The sequence below is a fragment of the Sphingomonas sp. genome, from assembly GCF_019746665.1.
Classification (GTDB): domain Bacteria; phylum Pseudomonadota; class Alphaproteobacteria; order Sphingomonadales; family Sphingomonadaceae; genus Sphingomonas.
The window spans coordinates 352,293-365,979 of record NZ_JAIERS010000005.1 but is presented as its reverse complement, the minus strand read 5'-3'; the positions used below and the strand labels follow the sequence as shown (position 1 = coordinate 365,979).

Genomic DNA, 13,687 nt, shown 5'->3' with positions numbered 1-13,687 from the left:
GCGATGGCTGGCGATCTGCCCCGATTCGACGAGCTGCCCATTCCGGCCGAGGTGACGATCGGCACCGGCTGGTCGCCGCTGATGGTGGAGATCGCCGATCATATCGGCGCCCATGCCACGCTAAAACTGCTCGAGCGCTTTGGCGGCGAGCATTTCCGCATCAGCCGCGCCAGCCGGCGGGACCGATTCGCCGAGGTGATCGGCGAGGCGGCGGCAAAGGCCTTTCAGGAGGCTTTCCACGGCGAAAAGCTCGATCTGCCCACCGGCCGCGATGCCATCTGGCGCGCGAAGGCGCAGCCGATACTTGGCCAGGTGCGCGATGGCCTGTTGACAGTCGCCGACGCCGGCCGGATTTTGCGCGTCAGCCGCACGCGCATCCATGCGCTGCTCGAAGAGGGCGACCGCGCCGGCCTGCCGCGCCGTCGCCGGATGAAACCCGTCGATCCCCGGCAGATCGATATGTTCCAGACCGTCAGCTCAGAGACGGGCATCATCCCCAGCTAACCCGCCCAAGGTCCACCCATTCACGCGCGCGCGAGGTGGGTTTTGGGTATCTGGGCGGACTACATCAAATATGGCTGGCCGATCCTCACAGGGGTCGCAGCCTTCATGGTGATGGTGGCGAGCCTGTTGCTCAACAGCCGCTTCGTCACCCGCGCCGAGCACAAGCTCCATGCCGAGGCCGATCGCGAGCGCGACGCAAAACGCGACGAGGCCATCGAAGCCCATGATCGCGAGATCAAGCTCCTCACCCAGCATCTGAAGGAACCGCCCACCCGCCACGAGCTGGACGAGCGGCTCAGCACGGTGTTGCAGCGCCTTTCCAGCGTCGAGGCGGAGATGCGCTCCAACAGCCTGCGCATCGATCGCGAGTTCGATTCGCTCTCCAAGCAGCTGGGCACCCTCAATGATTATCTGCAGGCGATCATCGAACAGGGGATGCGCCGATGATCAGCGAGGTTATCGCCCCCGTCGTCCGCCGCGCGGTGCTCGACTTCCTCGACGATGTCGGCGGCGAGCATAATGACGATGTCCTCACCCTGCAGCTGAACGCGCTCGCCCACCGCGTCGCGCGCCGCGACGTGCGCGAGCTACTTCAATGGCTCGGCGAGCGCGGGCTGGTCGAGCTGGAAGAGCTGGGGCCGTATCTGGTCGCCGAGATCACGCCCGACGGCCGCGACGTGGCGGCGGGCACGCTACGGATCGACGGCGTCTCGCGCCACAAGACGGGGGCCTGAATGGGCCGGCGCTCCAGCATCGAGCAACTCGATCCGCGCGTCCGCGCCGAGGTCGACCAGGCGATCAAGCGCGGCGCGACGATCGACGCGATCGTCGATCTGCTGAAGGGCCTGGGCGCCGACGCCAGCCGATCGGCCGTCGGCCGCTACAGCAAGCGCTATGCCGAGCTGGCGCGCCAGCAGCGCGAGATGCGCACCGTGGCGGAGGCGTTCGGCCAGGAATTCGGCTCGGCCGACGATCGCCAGGGCCGGATGATGGTGCAGCTGCTCACCAGCGTCATCACCCGGGCGATCATGCCCGTCGCCTCGGCCGAGGACGATCCCGAGGGCATCGACGCCAAGGAACTGCACTTCCTGGCCCGCGCCGTGAAGGACACGGTGGGCGCCGCCAAGCTCGACGTGGAGCGGGAGCGGGCGGTGCGGGAGGAAGAACGAAAGCGCGCGGCCGAGGCCGGCGCCGACGCTGCCCGCAAGGGTGGTGCCTCGGCCGAGACGATCGATCTGGTCAAGCGCTCGATCCTGGGGCTCGCCTGATGCAGCGCGTGTACCCCGATCGCACCATGAGCATGGCATTCGCCGGTACCGGCGAGGCGAAGCCCGGTGCGCATGAGCGCATGGCGGTGCGAGCGCTCGATGTAGCGCGCCGGCTCGGCATGCCGGCCTCGATCGAGGCGAGCCGCTGCACGGTCAGCTGCTCGCGCTATCTCCACCTCCGCACGGCCGAGGGCGTGTGGATGATCCGCATCTCCAACCACCCTCGGCCCGCCGATACCGGCCAGCCCACGCCCCATGTCGATTTCGTGACGCGGGATGGCGTGACCGGCGAGGCCGCGCTTCTCGGCATCATCGAGCGCATCGCCGCCGGGCAGATGGCCTGGTTCGACGCCGGGCACAGCCGAAAGGGGAAGCGGTGAGCGGCGCGGCCGACACCCCCAATGTGCTGCTGCCCTACCAGCAGGAAGCGCTACGCCTCGCGCACGAGCACCAGCTGTTCGTTTGCGAGAAAAGCCGCCGCACTGGCCTGACCTATGGCTTTGCCGCCGACGCGGTGTTGACCGCCGCCGATGCGCGCGGCTCGGACGTTTTCTATATCGCTTTCAACCTGGACATGACGCGCGAATTCATTGGCTATTGCGCCGATTTCGCGAAGGCCTTCGACCAGGTCGCCCATGAAAGCGAGTTTCTGTATGATGACGGGTCCGAGGCCGGCATCAAGGCCTTCCGGGTCGATTTCCCCTCGGGCCATGCCGTCGTCGCGCTCACCAGCAAACCGCGCTCGCTGCGCGGTCGCCAGGGCGTCGTCATCATCGACGAAGCCGCCTTCCATGACGATCTCGCCGAGCTGCTGAAGGCGGCGCTCGCCCTGCTGATGTGGGGCGGGCGGGTCGCGGTGATCTCCACCCATGACGGCGCCGACAATCCCTTCAACGAGCTGATCGAGGAAATCCGGGCCAAGAAGCGCAAAGGCGTGGTGCATCGCATCACCCTGGAGCGGGCGCTGGAGGAAGGCCTCTACCGGCGCATCTGCCTGCGCACCGGCAAGAGCTGGTCAGCCGAGGGCGAGGCGGCGTGGGAAGCTGATCTACGCTCGACCTACGGCGAGGCGGCGAACGAGGAGCTGGACGTGATCCCCGCGCGCGGGTCGGGCACCTTCCTGGCGCGCGCGACGATCGAGGCGTGCATGGCGCCTGAATATCCCGTGCATCGCTTTACCCCGCCCGACGGGTTCGAGCGCAAGCCGTTGGAGTGGCGCGCCACCTATACCGCCGATTGGCTGCGCGATGTGGTGGCGCCGGCGCTGACCGGCTTCGATCCCTACCGCCGCAGCTTTATCGGGCAGGATTTCGCGCGATCGAGCGACCTTTCGTGCATCGCGGTCGGCCAGATCGACCCAATGACGACGCTGCACTGCCGGCTCGGCATCGAAATGCGCAACGTGCCCTTCCGCGAACAGAAACAGGTGCTCGATTTTCTGGTGCGCGCCGTCCCGCTCTTCTCCGCCGCCCGCATGGACGCCCGCGGCAACGGCCAGCAGCTCGCCGAGCAGATGCAGGAGGATTGGGGCGCCGATCGGATCGAGGCCGCGATGGACAACGCCAACACCTACCTCACCCATATGCCGCGCCTGAAAGGCCGGTTCGACGATCAGACGATCCGCATCCCGCGCAGCGACGCGATCGTCGAGGATTTGCGGCTGATCAAGCTGGTGAAGGGCGTGCCGATGGTGGTCGACCGCGTCGCCGACAAGGAAGACGGGGCGAAGGGCAAGCGCCACGGCGACTTCGCGATCGCGTTGATGAACCTGGTCGCCGCCGCCGATATGGACGTGATCCCGATCGAGTTCTCGGCCGTGGGCACCCCGCGTAGCGGCGGCGGTGATTTCGCGACCACCTATACCGGCTTCGGCACGGTGCGTCGGGTCGAAGGCTTCGGCGCGCGGGGAGGCTGGTAATGGCCCGCAAGCCTCGCACCACCGCCCCCGCCATGCCGCTGCCGGCCGAGCTGGCCCAGCCGATCGCGACCACCGCGAATGGCCGCGATATCACGCAGCCCTGGATTGGCGAGCTGAAGCAACCGCTCGATCAGCGGCTGTGGGGGCCGGCCGATTGGGGCCCTTATGATCGGGTGCTGCTCGACGATCAGGTAAAGTCCTGCCTCGCCCAGCGCATCGGCGCCGTCGTGTCGCGCGATTGGCACGTGTTGCCGGGCGACGAACAAGACCCGCGATCGGTGGAAGCCGCCGAGCGCTTCACCGACGTGATCAGCGCGATCGGCTGGGACCGGGTGACCGAGAAGATGCTCTACAGCGTCTTCTACGGCTATGCCGTCGCCGAGCTGCTGTGGAACGATGACTGGGACTGGCGCCGCATCCATGTGCGCCATGCGCGCCGCTTCCGGTTCGACCAGGATGACCAGCTGCGGCTGCTGACGACGGCCTCGGGCATCAAGGGCGAGCCGTTGCCCGATCGCAAGTTTTGGGTCGTGAAATCGGGCGGCACCGATGACGATCACCCCTATGGCCGCGGCCTGGCAGAGTGGCTCTACTGGCCAGTGTGGTTCAAGCGGAACGGCGTTCGCTTCTGGAACGTGTTCCTCGACAAATACTCGGTCCCCACCGTCAAGGGCACCTATCCGCGCGGCGCTACCAAGGCGCAGATCAACGATCTGCTCGCCTCGATCCAGGCGATCGCGACCGATACCGGCATCGCCGTGCCCGAGGGGTTCCTGGTCGAGCTGATCGAGCAGGCCAAGCAAGGCGCCGATTTCGGGGCCGTCTGCCGCTACATGGACGGGGCGATCGCCAAGATCATCCTCAGCCAGACGATGACGACGGACAGCGGCAGCTCGCGCAGCCAGGCCGAGGTCCATGCAGACGTGAAGCTGGAGATCGTCAAGGCCGACGCCGATCTGCTGACCGACAGCTTCAGCGAAGGCCCGGCGCGCTGGTGGACCGACGCGCATTACGGGCCGGACGTGGCAGCGCCGCGCGTGGTCCGCGTGGTGGAAGAGCCGACCGATCTGAAGGCCGAGGCGGAAACCGACGAAATCCTCTCCCGCATCGGTTGGGAGCTGACCGACGAGGCGTTCGCGGACAAATATGGCGATGGCTATGAGCGTAAGCCGCCGCCTGCGCCGGCGGTGCCCCCGCCCGCTGCGCCAACTTCCGCCGCGCAGCCGGGCGATCCCGCGCAGCCGGCCCAGCCCGATCCGTCGGCGCAGCCGGTGGTGAGCCTCGCCGCCACCGATCCGCGCCCGCTTTACGTCTATCGCCGGGTGCAAAACGCGGAGGAGCTGCTGCGCTGGGCGAAAGAGCAGGGCTTCACCTCGCTGGTCAGCCCCGGCGATCTCCACGTGACGATCGCCTATTCGCGCCAGCCAGTGAACTGGTTCCAGGTCGCCGACGAGTTCCTGTTCAGCGACAAGCTGGAACTGCCGGCGGGCGGGCCAAGGGTCGTCGATCGGCTTGGCGACCAGGGCGCGATCGTGCTGCACTTCGCGAGCGAGGCGCTGACCTACCGCAACAAGCAGATCCGCGAACGCGGCGCTAGCTGGGATTTCGCGCAATATCTGCCGCACATCACGCTGACCTACCAGGGCGATGGCGTCGATCTGGCGAAGGTGCAGCCCTATACCGGCCGCATCGTGCTCGGCCCCGAGATTTTCGAGGCGCTGGAGGAGGATTGGTCGGGCACCGTCACCGAAATCAGCCTCGCCGAGCCTGAGCCCCGCCCGCGCGACGTGGTGGATGAAGCGGTCGACGCGATCATGGCGCAAGAGGGGTGGGCGCCCGCGCCGGCGCCGATCGCCGGCCTGGTCGATCAGCTGAAGGCCGCGACCAGCTTCGAAGACATGCTCGCCATCCTTCGCCGCGAGGCCGAGCTGGGCGACCAGGCCGCGCTGACCGAGAGCCTGGCGCGTGCCGGCTTCGCGCTGCGCCTCGATGCGCTGACCGATGACGGGGGTGAGGGATGATCGAGCAGCCGGACGAGATCGGTTGGACGCCGTTGTTCCACGCCGTTGCTGAGCTCGACGGCCTGGCGGCTGTCAAAGCGTTGATCGCGGCGGGCGCCGACGTCCATCGCAAGGATTCCGGTGGTTTCACTGCCTCCGATTGGGCGCGGTTCGAAGGAAAGGCGGACATCGCCGCCGTGCTGGACGCGGCGATGAACGAGGCGGCGGCATGACTGACCCGAGCTTCGACGATATCAAGAATCTGGCGCTGGAGGAGGCGCAGGCGACGCGGCTTGTGCTCGAACAGGGCGACCATAAGGCGCTGGTAATCGTCTGTATCGACTGCGGCGCCGAGGGCGTACTGCGGATTGCCTCGCCCCCGCCGAAGATGACGAAGGGCACTGCACGCGCCTTCATCGAGATGGTCGGCAACTACCTCGAAAAGCTACAGGCCATGTTGGACGCTAGCGAACATGGCTAATCCCAGCATCCGCCAGGTCATCACGCTACCGCCCGTCGATACGGTGCGCGCGTTCGAGGCGCGCGATCGGCTGCGCGCGACGGTCAACTGGACCGACATGTGGCAGGCCGAGCATGCCCGCTCCTTCACCGTCGCCAAACTGCTCGATCTCGACATTCTGGCGGAAATCCAGGCGGCGGTCGCCGACGTGATCGCCAATGGCGGCACTTTCGAGCAGTTCCGCGCCAATCTGGAGCCCTATCTGCGCTCCAAAGGGTGGTGGGGCGCGGTGAGCGATCCCGGCCTTACCGGTACCGCCCAGGCCGTGAATATCGGCCCCGCGCGGCTGCGCACCATCTACGACACGAACCTGCGCGTCAGCCGCGCGGCGGGGCGCTGGAAGCGCATCCAGGAGCTGAAGGGCGAGCGCCCCTTTCTGCGCTATGTCGCGGTGCGGGACCGGCGCACCCGCCCACTCCACCGCGAATGGCACGGCACCATCCTGCCCGTCGACGACCCGTGGTGGGATACCCATTACCCGCCCTGCGGCTGGTATTGCCGCTGCACGGTGCGCCAGCTCAGCCAACGCGATCTGGACCGCGAAGGGTGGAAAGTCAGCCCGCGCCCCGCGCTCGATCCAGTGCCGTTCATCCGCCCCGGCACTGGCGAGGTTATCCAGGTGCCCAAGGGGATCGACCCCGGCTTCGGGTACAATGCCGGCATGGCGAGCATGGCGGCGATCATGCGCAAGGCGCAGGCGTCGCTGGCCAATGCCGCGCCGCTCGATCTGGCCGCCGCCCGCGCGACACTCAACGATATCGTCCAGTCGGACGCTTTCCTGGAAGCCCTGCAAGAGCCGGGCGCGGTGGTGCCAGTGATGGTGCTCGCTCCCGATCTGCAGGCGGCGATCGCGGCGGACACGCCCATCGTGCTCTTTTCGGCCGACAGCTATCGCAAGCAGCTGGGCGAGACCAAGCGTAGCCGGGGGCATGGCGAGCTTACCATCGCCGATTATCGCCGCCTGCCCGAGGTAGGCGCGGCGCCTGACTTGGTACTGCAAGAGGACGATCAGCGCCTGCTGCTGTTCAAGCTCGCCGAGGACGATTGGCTGGTGGCGGTGATCAAGGCCACCAAGGATCGCCGCGAGACCTATCTGCAGAGCTATCGCCACACGAACGCCGCCGATGTCGCGCGATTGCAGCGCAAAAATCGGGAGGTGCCGCGTGGTTAGTTGGCGCGCGGCGAGGGCTTCCCACACCTCGCATGCGATCCCGGGCGAAGCCCGGTCCTACGGCAGGAAGATTCACCGTGTCACGCGCGCCGGCCGTCAAAATAAGCCGTCCGCGCGCGCCATGCAACGCCCCTGCACAACCCTGGAAAGGACACTTCGATGACCGCACGCCGCAAGGCGCCGGCGCTCGCCGCGCCCGCCACGCTTGAAGAGGCCAAGGCAATGCTGGCGCGCTACCAGCACCTCGCCGCGCGTGCCGATGGGGTGAAGGCGGCGGTGGAAGAGGCAATCGCCAACGCCCGCAAAGTCGAGGCCGAGCAACTCGCGCCGCTGGAGAGCGAGCTGCGCCAGATCTTCGCCGCGCTGAAGACCTGGTGGGCCGTCGCCGGCGCCGAGATCGCCGGCAAGCGCCGCTCGGCCGAGCTGGCGGGCGTCGAGATCGGCGTGCGCCGCTCTCCGCCAGCGCTGAAGATGCCCAAGGGGCTGACCATGAAGGCGCTGATCCAGGCGATGCTGGGCAAGGGCCTGATTGGGTGGCTGCGCATCAAGTACGAGCTCGATCGCCCCGGGATCGTGGCCACCATCACGGGCAACAACGATCACGATCTCGCCAAGATGGGCTTCGCCGCCGAGGCGAAGGACGAATTCTTCATCGCCCTTCGCCCGCTGGAGACCGCCACCGAGGAGACCGACGCATGATCCGCCTGCTGATGCTGTGCCTGGCGCTGCTTGCCGGCGCGCCGGCGATCGCCCAAACTCCGCCCGATTATCGCGCCGGCGGCGCCACCACCTCCACCAATCCATTGCCGGTGCAGCTGCGGTGCTGGAATGGCTCAGCGTACCAGCCCTGCACCTTTTCGGGGGGGGGTGGCGACCCCAGCTCGACTGGAACGACTGGGTCGGCTCCGCCCGACAACGCCAGTGTGGTCGCCGGCTGGGATGGCACTTTGCTCCGGCGGTTGTTCACCGATGACACCGGGCGGCTTTGGGTCAACCTGAATGGATCTATTCCCACCGGCGCCAACGTCATCGGTGGGGTCAATCAAGCCGGTACCTGGACGGTCGGCCTTAGCGGATTTGCGATCGTCTCTTCGGGTAGCGGTACTGGCGCGGTGCTCAAAGCGTCGGGCGGTGCGCTGATCTCGCTAAACGTCGCTGCGGGCGCCGCAGGATATGCCGTCGTCTATGATGCAACCGCAGTGCCCGCCGATGGCGCGCTCACCCCATCGCTGGTGCGGTATTGCGTCTATCTGAATGCCGGAGACGTGCTTCGCGATCCGATTGGCGCGCCCATTACGCTGAGCTCGGGCGGCGTCTTCTTCGTGTCGAGCGCGGGCTGCACGAGCAAGACCGCCGTCTCTTATTCTTTCCTAGCTGCACAGGTGCGCTGATGATCCGTTCCGTCCGTTTTATCGTCGCCGTGCTAGCCGCGCTGCCGCTCTGTGCGCCCCCGGTATTGGCGCAGCTTGTCAACCGGCCGACCCAGCCGCTTGGGCCCTCGGCTTATATGTTCGCCGGCACGGGCTTGGAGACGGGGCAATCGGTGTCGCTATGGACGCCGACAAGCGGCAACGCGTTCCAGGCGAGCCGCCAAGCCATTTGGACGCCCGATTATCCGGTCTGGAATTGCCGGCTCTATTATCCCAACTGGATGATGCGGGGATCGACGTCGCTGAGCCAGGAGCTCGATGGCGTGCAGCCGATCACCATCGAGCGCGATACCGTCCAGGTCGGCGGTGGCCCGGCGATAAGCGTTACCTTCGGCGGCAGCTTGTCGACGACGATCGCGGCCGGCGGCGGCATTTGGTCGGACCCGATCCCGGTGACCTTCGCAGCGCGCACGAAGCTGCTCAACAACGTCGCCACGGCCGCGCAGGTCGCGACCAACAGCATGTTCGGGATGTTCCAGCCGAATGCGTCGCTGGGCGAGGCATTCCAGACGAGCTCGACCTCGCTTGCGAGCAACGTTGCCACTGGCGCGGTTGCCAATACCGGCTCGACCAGCTTGTTCGCTTACGGCGCGGCGGCGATGGCCTGCCAGGGATATGACGGGCGCCCGGTCGCGCTGGTTTACGGTGACTCGATCGCCACCGGCACCGGCGAGCCAGCGACCTTCGCCGACGATCGCGGTAATCGGGGCTGGCTGGCGCGCGGGCTTGACCTAAGCACCAATGGCGCCACCCGCTTTCCTTTTGCCAAATGGGCGGCGCCCTCGGCCGCCGCGCGCCAGGTGACGGTGGCCAGCGATTTCACCCGCCGCTTCCAGATGATCGACGCGCTGCCCAACGTGCCGTTCACGCATATCTTGAGTCAAATCGGCCTTAACGACGCGACCGGCTCACTCTCGACGTGGCAGACGCGGATCACCACCGCGCTCGGCCTCCTGCGTACCAAGTTCCCGCAGGCCCGCATCATCCAGTTCGGCTTCACCCCCTACACCACCGCCGACAACAGCGCCGGCACCACGGCGGCGGGGCAGAGCTTTGTCACCAGCCACGACTGGCCGAGCGGCTTCACCCAGCAAGTCCAGAACGCGCTGGCTGGCCTGCCTTCGCCGGTCGATCAGTTCGTGTTCATCGAGGATTGGTTCGACAACACCAGCACGCGATGCGGCGCGGGCGGAGGCAGCGCCGGCAAGTGGCGCACTGATCAGACGTTCAGCACCACCCTGGCGGCGTCGACCGCCGCGAATGCCACGACCATCTCGTTGCCGCTGGCGCCTGAGATCGGCGCCGCGCTGGCGATCAATGCGGGCAACACGGGCTCGGCGATGGTGACGGTCACGAACGTCTCCGGCGGGGTGGGTGGCAATTTCACAGTCACCGTGTTTCCGGCGATCACCTCGGCTCAAACCTCGGGCGCCACCGTGCGCGAGATCGCGGCTCAGGACTTGCTGCATCCCAGCTCGGCGATGGCACGCACCGCTGCGGCGTGCTTCTCGGCGATCAAGAGCAGCGTGATGCGGTGAGTTTTTAAGCGAAATTCGAGAATGTGCGCTGCAGGCAAATCGATGAAGTTCTATCCTACAGGTTGCCGCGAACAGCGGTCAGCAGCCACGCCAATGCATAGCCGGCGCCCAACGCGAGCTGCGCGGCGATCGCGGCGGCAAGCACCACATATTCGAGCAAACGGAGGGCACGCCGCATTGTCCTCACTATCGGTTTCATCCCCCTTTCGAGGGGGGCCGGCGCGCTGGCACGCGCCGAGCCGCGGGCTTCTGCCCCGCACGTCGCCCGGGCGCGCCCTGGGCTCAGTCCCCCCACCGCCGGCAGCGGCGGGGGTTGTTGTGAGCGTGCAAACCAATGGAGTCCATGCCCCACGTTTTTCCCGAGCTGCAGCCTGTCTCACCGGTGAAGCCGATCGCGCCCTATTTGGGCGGCAAGCGCGCGCTGGCGCGCCGGCTATGCGCGATGATCGAGCGTGTTCCACACGATCTCTATGCCGAACCTTTTGTCGGGATGGGCGGCGTTTTCCTGCGCCGATCGAGCCGACCAAGGCTCGAAGTGGTCAACGATTTGGCAGGAGATGTGTCAACACTTTTCCGCATCCTGCAGCGTCATTACCAGCCCTTTGTCGACACACTGAAATGGCGCCTCTCCAGCCGTGCCGAGTTCGATCGGCTGATGCGCCAGGACCCGACGACGCTCACCGATTTGGAGCGATCGGCGCGCTTTCTCTACCTCCAGCGGCTCGCCTTCGGTGGCAAGGTTATGGGCCGCAACTTCGGCGTCGATACCGCGCGCAGCCGCTTCAATCTGGCAACGCTCGCCCCCATGCTCGACGATATCCACGATCGGCTGCAGGGGGTGGTGATCGAGGCTCTGCCCTATGCCGACTTCGTCCAGCGGTACGATCGGCCGGGCGCGCTCTTCTATCTCGATCCGCCGTATTGGGGCTGCGAGCGCGACTATGGCGCGCCATTCGAGCGGGCCGATTTCGAGCGCCTTGCAACGCTGCTGCAAGGCCTGCGCGGGCGCTTCATTTTGTCGGTCGGCGATCGCCCCGAGCTGCGGGAGCTGTTCGCCTGGGCGACGATCGAGCCCGCCGAGATCAGCTATCGCATCAGCGGTGCGGCCACCGTTGGAAAAGAGCTGATAATCAGCGGCTAGACGCGAAAATCGGCGGTTTTCTGCGGCATTAGGATAAGTGTGAACAGCATCCGGTGAGAACTGGGAATCGGCGGTGCCCCACCAACGGAAATCTGCGGCTTTTCGCGGTGCCGATCGCCCCCGATTCCCAGTTCAAAAGTGGGAATCGGCCAAAAATTCGCCGCCGCGTCCCTCCATCCGCGCGAAGCCCGGATTTCCGCCGTTTTTTGGCCCGTTATGTCCCGTTATCGGCCCGAGAATCCCGGGTGGTTTGTCTCGTGTATTTATTGACCAGTCACAATCGGCATGTTGATTTACGAGCTCGATCCCAGCTGATGCAGGACATTCTGCGCGCGACGCTGGCCGATCGCGCCATGCTGGAAGAAGCGCGCCGGCACTCGTTCGTCTTCGCGCAGGCGCACCGCGCAAGCGATGCCGTGCGTCACGCCGAGGCGGCGCTTGCCGGGCTCGACCTGGCCGACGCCGAGGCGGTCGCGCGCCAGGCGACGTTGCTGCTCGACGATGCCGGCTGGGTGCGCGCGCTGCTCGCGCCGATGGTCGCCGCGCTCGATCGCGATCCGTGGTTCGAGCCACCCTTGCGCGTCCAGCGCGAGGGCGGGCGGATCGGCGCGGTGCTCTTCGAGCATCCCGTGCTCACCATCACGGGCAGCGTGGTCGCGCCGCCCGCGCGGCCGGCCGATCATCTGGTAGTGCCGGGGCGGATGAGCGTGGTGCGTTATCAGCGCGGCTCGGGCCAGATACTATTGTGGCGGACCGAAGTCGCGGGGCCTGATTTCCGCGCGGCGAGCGCGCCGCCGCTGGTGCCGGCGGGCGCGGTGCGCTTGCGCGATGGACTGGTGCGGCGGATCGACGGACGCACCCATGCCCAGGCGATCGAGGGCGCGCGGGCGCCGTTGGCGATGATCACCGCCACGATCGCCGCCGATGCCGCCCCTTTCGCGCGCGATTTCGACCGGGCGAGCGGCCGGCTGCTGCGCGTCGCCGCGCTCGATCATGGCGCGTCGCGCGCCCAGCTGCTGCTTGCCTATCTGCGCGCCGCGCGCCGGGTGGATGCCGCGCCCGCCTTCGAGACCGCGACCCGCGCCCCCGCCTATTTCCTGCGCTGGGCGGCGATGCGCGAATGGCTCGCGCTCGATGCCCGCGCCGCGCTGCCCCGGCTGCGCGCGCTGGCGCATGACAGCAATGCCGAGGTCCGCACGGCCGCCCGCGCGACCTTGCCCCAGGTCGAGGCCGCGCTCGCGTGCCGATAGCGCTTGATCCCGGCGACGGCGCGCCGATCGGCCTCGACGCGCTGGTCGCGGCGCTCGCCGACAGCCCGGTCGACGCCCGCGACGCGGACGGCCTGGCGAGCCTCGGTCCACTGTTCGCGCGGCTGTGGCGCAACCCCGATTTCCTCGCGGCGATGGCGGTGGACGAGCTGCTCCGCCGCACGGGCGAGGCGCGACCGCTCTATGGCCCGCAGGTGCTGCTGCTCCACCCGCCCGACGGCCGCTTCCTGCTGCGCGCCTGTTTCTGGCCCGCCGCCGATGACGCGGTGACGCGCGCGGCCGGGCCGGCGAGCTTCTTCTACGGCCTGCCGCACGACCATAATTTCAGCTTCCTGAGCTATGGCTATTTCGGCCCGGGCTATGAGAGCGACGATTATGAATATGATGGCTGGTCGGTGGGCGGGCGGCCCGGCGATCCCGCCCAGCTGGTGGCGATCGGGCGGCGGCGGCTGAACCCCGGCGCGCTGGTGCTCTACCGCGCGCGGCGCGACGTGCATTGCCAGCTGCCGCCGGCGGCGCTGTCGGTGTCGCTCAACCTGATGGCGTTCGATCCCGCCCAGCCCTGGATCGACCAATATCGCTTCGATCTGGGGCGCGGAACGATCGCCGAATGTTTGACGGCGGCGCCGAGCGAGGCGCTGCTCGCGCTCGCGCTGCCGTTCGGCGAGGGGGCGGAGGTCGCCGCGCGGATCGCGCGCCATCATCCAAGCCCCCGGTTGCGCCACGCCGCGATCACCGCCCTGGCGGCGGAAGCGCCCGAATATTGGTGGGAAGTCGCCGCCGACGATCCCGCGCTTGGCGAAACCGCCCGCGCCCGGCTGGCGGCGCTGGGCGGCGACTGACGACCAGTGGCGCTCGTCCGATAATCTCCGTTTTGGAGCTAGTTGCGGCTGCGTATCGACCGGGTGCCGCTTAGACCAGGGGCGACG

At 67.4% G+C, this 13,687-nt stretch carries 17 protein-coding genes; 16 read left to right on the top strand and 1 reads right to left on the bottom strand.

Features of this window, described 5'->3' with window-relative positions:
* Nucleotides 1-3: 3 nt before the first annotated feature.
* From K2X73_RS04635 to K2X73_RS04575, 13 genes are all read left to right on the top strand, one after another.
* A complete protein-coding gene (locus K2X73_RS04635; protein WP_294108936.1) occupies nt 4-504 on the top strand; it encodes a hypothetical protein in 501 nt (166 codons plus the stop codon).
* Between the two features lie 42 nt (nt 505-546).
* Nucleotides 547-951 (top strand): hypothetical protein, encoded by a 405-nt coding sequence (locus K2X73_RS04630; protein WP_294108935.1) that lies wholly within the window; start codon nt 547-549, stop codon nt 949-951.
* Nucleotides 948-1,238, top strand: coding sequence for a hypothetical protein (locus K2X73_RS04625; RefSeq protein ID WP_294108934.1), 291 nt, complete (start codon nt 948-950; stop codon nt 1,236-1,238). The genes K2X73_RS04630 and K2X73_RS04625 overlap by 4 nt, the downstream gene beginning before the upstream one ends.
* The gene (locus K2X73_RS04620; RefSeq protein ID WP_294108933.1) at nt 1,239-1,772 is read left to right on the top strand and encodes a phage protein Gp27 family protein; all 534 of its coding nucleotides are present in this window, start codon (nt 1,239-1,241) and stop codon (nt 1,770-1,772) included. It abuts the gene before it with no gap.
* Nucleotides 1,772-2,152: a hypothetical protein gene (locus tag K2X73_RS04615; protein WP_294108932.1), complete on the top strand. Its 381-nt coding sequence runs from the start codon at nt 1,772-1,774 to the stop codon at nt 2,150-2,152. The genes K2X73_RS04620 and K2X73_RS04615 overlap by 1 nt, the downstream gene beginning before the upstream one ends.
* Entirely contained in the window at nt 2,149-3,690 is a 1,542-nt protein-coding gene (locus tag K2X73_RS04610) for a hypothetical protein (protein WP_294108931.1), read from the top strand. Before K2X73_RS04615 ends, K2X73_RS04610 begins: the two co-directional genes overlap by 4 nt.
* Entirely contained in the window at nt 3,690-5,711 is a 2,022-nt protein-coding gene (locus K2X73_RS04605; protein ID WP_294108930.1) for a DUF935 family protein, read from the top strand. Before K2X73_RS04610 ends, K2X73_RS04605 begins: the two co-directional genes overlap by 1 nt.
* Nucleotides 5,708-5,923: an ankyrin repeat domain-containing protein gene (locus K2X73_RS04600; protein ID WP_294108929.1), complete on the top strand. Its 216-nt coding sequence runs from the start codon at nt 5,708-5,710 to the stop codon at nt 5,921-5,923. Before K2X73_RS04605 ends, K2X73_RS04600 begins: the two co-directional genes overlap by 4 nt.
* Complete coding sequence (locus K2X73_RS04595) at nt 5,920-6,171, top strand: hypothetical protein (RefSeq protein WP_294108928.1); 252 nt, start codon at nt 5,920-5,922, stop codon at nt 6,169-6,171. Before K2X73_RS04600 ends, K2X73_RS04595 begins: the two co-directional genes overlap by 4 nt.
* Entirely contained in the window at nt 6,164-7,381 is a 1,218-nt protein-coding gene (locus K2X73_RS04590; protein ID WP_294108927.1) for a phage minor head protein, read from the top strand. Before K2X73_RS04595 ends, K2X73_RS04590 begins: the two co-directional genes overlap by 8 nt.
* Nucleotides 7,382-7,540: 159 nt before the next feature.
* Complete coding sequence (locus K2X73_RS04585; protein WP_294108926.1) at nt 7,541-8,080, top strand: host-nuclease inhibitor Gam family protein; 540 nt, start codon at nt 7,541-7,543, stop codon at nt 8,078-8,080.
* Nucleotides 8,077-8,772 carry a hypothetical protein gene (locus K2X73_RS04580; RefSeq protein WP_294108925.1) on the top strand — a complete coding sequence of 232 codons (696 nt, stop codon included), beginning with the start codon at nt 8,077-8,079 and terminating at the stop codon, nt 8,770-8,772. Before K2X73_RS04585 ends, K2X73_RS04580 begins: the two co-directional genes overlap by 4 nt.
* Nucleotides 8,772-10,349 carry a hypothetical protein gene (locus K2X73_RS04575; RefSeq protein ID WP_294108924.1) on the top strand — a complete coding sequence of 526 codons (1,578 nt, stop codon included), beginning with the start codon at nt 8,772-8,774 and terminating at the stop codon, nt 10,347-10,349. The genes K2X73_RS04580 and K2X73_RS04575 overlap by 1 nt, the downstream gene beginning before the upstream one ends.
* Before the next feature lie 55 nt (nt 10,350-10,404).
* Here the strand turns inward: K2X73_RS04575 and K2X73_RS04570 are convergent, their stop codons facing one another.
* Nucleotides 10,405-10,527, bottom strand: a complete 123-nt coding sequence (locus tag K2X73_RS04570; protein ID WP_294108923.1) for a hypothetical protein — start codon at nt 10,525-10,527, stop codon at nt 10,405-10,407.
* A 165-nt stretch (nt 10,528-10,692) separates the two neighbouring features.
* Between K2X73_RS04570 and K2X73_RS04565 the strand changes: the two genes are divergently transcribed.
* The 3 genes from K2X73_RS04565 (at nt 10,693) to K2X73_RS04555 (ending at nt 13,600) form a co-directional block, all read left to right on the top strand.
* A complete protein-coding gene (locus tag K2X73_RS04565) occupies nt 10,693-11,490 on the top strand; it encodes a DNA adenine methylase (protein WP_294108922.1) in 798 nt (265 codons plus the stop codon).
* A 314-nt stretch (nt 11,491-11,804) separates the two neighbouring features.
* On the top strand, nt 11,805-12,740 hold the full coding sequence (locus K2X73_RS04560; RefSeq protein WP_294108921.1) for a hypothetical protein: 936 nt from the start codon (nt 11,805-11,807) through the stop codon (nt 12,738-12,740).
* Nucleotides 12,731-13,600 (top strand): transposase, encoded by an 870-nt coding sequence (locus tag K2X73_RS04555; RefSeq protein ID WP_294108920.1) that lies wholly within the window; start codon nt 12,731-12,733, stop codon nt 13,598-13,600. Before K2X73_RS04560 ends, K2X73_RS04555 begins: the two co-directional genes overlap by 10 nt.
* Nucleotides 13,601-13,687: the final 87 nt, after the last annotated feature.

Excerpts from the sequence above, each read along its gene's own strand:
- K2X73_RS04595 (WP_294108928.1), top strand. The coding sequence starts at position 5,920 with ATGACTGACCCGAGCTTCGACGATATCAAGAATCTGGCGCTGGAGGAG.
- K2X73_RS04580 (WP_294108925.1), top strand. The coding sequence starts at position 8,077 with ATGATCCGCCTGCTGATGCTGTGCCTGGCGCTGCTTGCCGGCGCGCCG.
- K2X73_RS04620 (WP_294108933.1), top strand. The coding sequence starts at position 1,239 with ATGGGCCGGCGCTCCAGCATCGAGCAACTCGATCCGCGCGTCCGCGCC.
- K2X73_RS04635 (WP_294108936.1), top strand. The coding sequence starts at position 4 with ATGGCTGGCGATCTGCCCCGATTCGACGAGCTGCCCATTCCGGCCGAG.
- K2X73_RS04575 (WP_294108924.1), top strand. The coding sequence starts at position 8,772 with ATGATCCGTTCCGTCCGTTTTATCGTCGCCGTGCTAGCCGCGCTGCCG.
- K2X73_RS04625 (WP_294108934.1), top strand. The coding sequence starts at position 948 with ATGATCAGCGAGGTTATCGCCCCCGTCGTCCGCCGCGCGGTGCTCGAC.
- K2X73_RS04605 (WP_294108930.1), top strand. The coding sequence starts at position 3,690 with ATGGCCCGCAAGCCTCGCACCACCGCCCCCGCCATGCCGCTGCCGGCC.
- K2X73_RS04600 (WP_294108929.1), top strand. The coding sequence starts at position 5,708 with ATGATCGAGCAGCCGGACGAGATCGGTTGGACGCCGTTGTTCCACGCC.
- K2X73_RS04590 (WP_294108927.1), top strand. The coding sequence starts at position 6,164 with ATGGCTAATCCCAGCATCCGCCAGGTCATCACGCTACCGCCCGTCGAT.
- K2X73_RS04560 (WP_294108921.1), top strand. The coding sequence starts at position 11,805 with ATGCAGGACATTCTGCGCGCGACGCTGGCCGATCGCGCCATGCTGGAA.
- K2X73_RS04570 (WP_294108923.1), bottom strand. The coding sequence starts at position 10,527 with ATGCGGCGTGCCCTCCGTTTGCTCGAATATGTGGTGCTTGCCGCCGCG.
- K2X73_RS04585 (WP_294108926.1), top strand. The coding sequence starts at position 7,541 with ATGACCGCACGCCGCAAGGCGCCGGCGCTCGCCGCGCCCGCCACGCTT.
- K2X73_RS04615 (WP_294108932.1), top strand. The coding sequence starts at position 1,772 with ATGCAGCGCGTGTACCCCGATCGCACCATGAGCATGGCATTCGCCGGT.
- K2X73_RS04565 (WP_294108922.1), top strand. The coding sequence starts at position 10,693 with ATGCCCCACGTTTTTCCCGAGCTGCAGCCTGTCTCACCGGTGAAGCCG.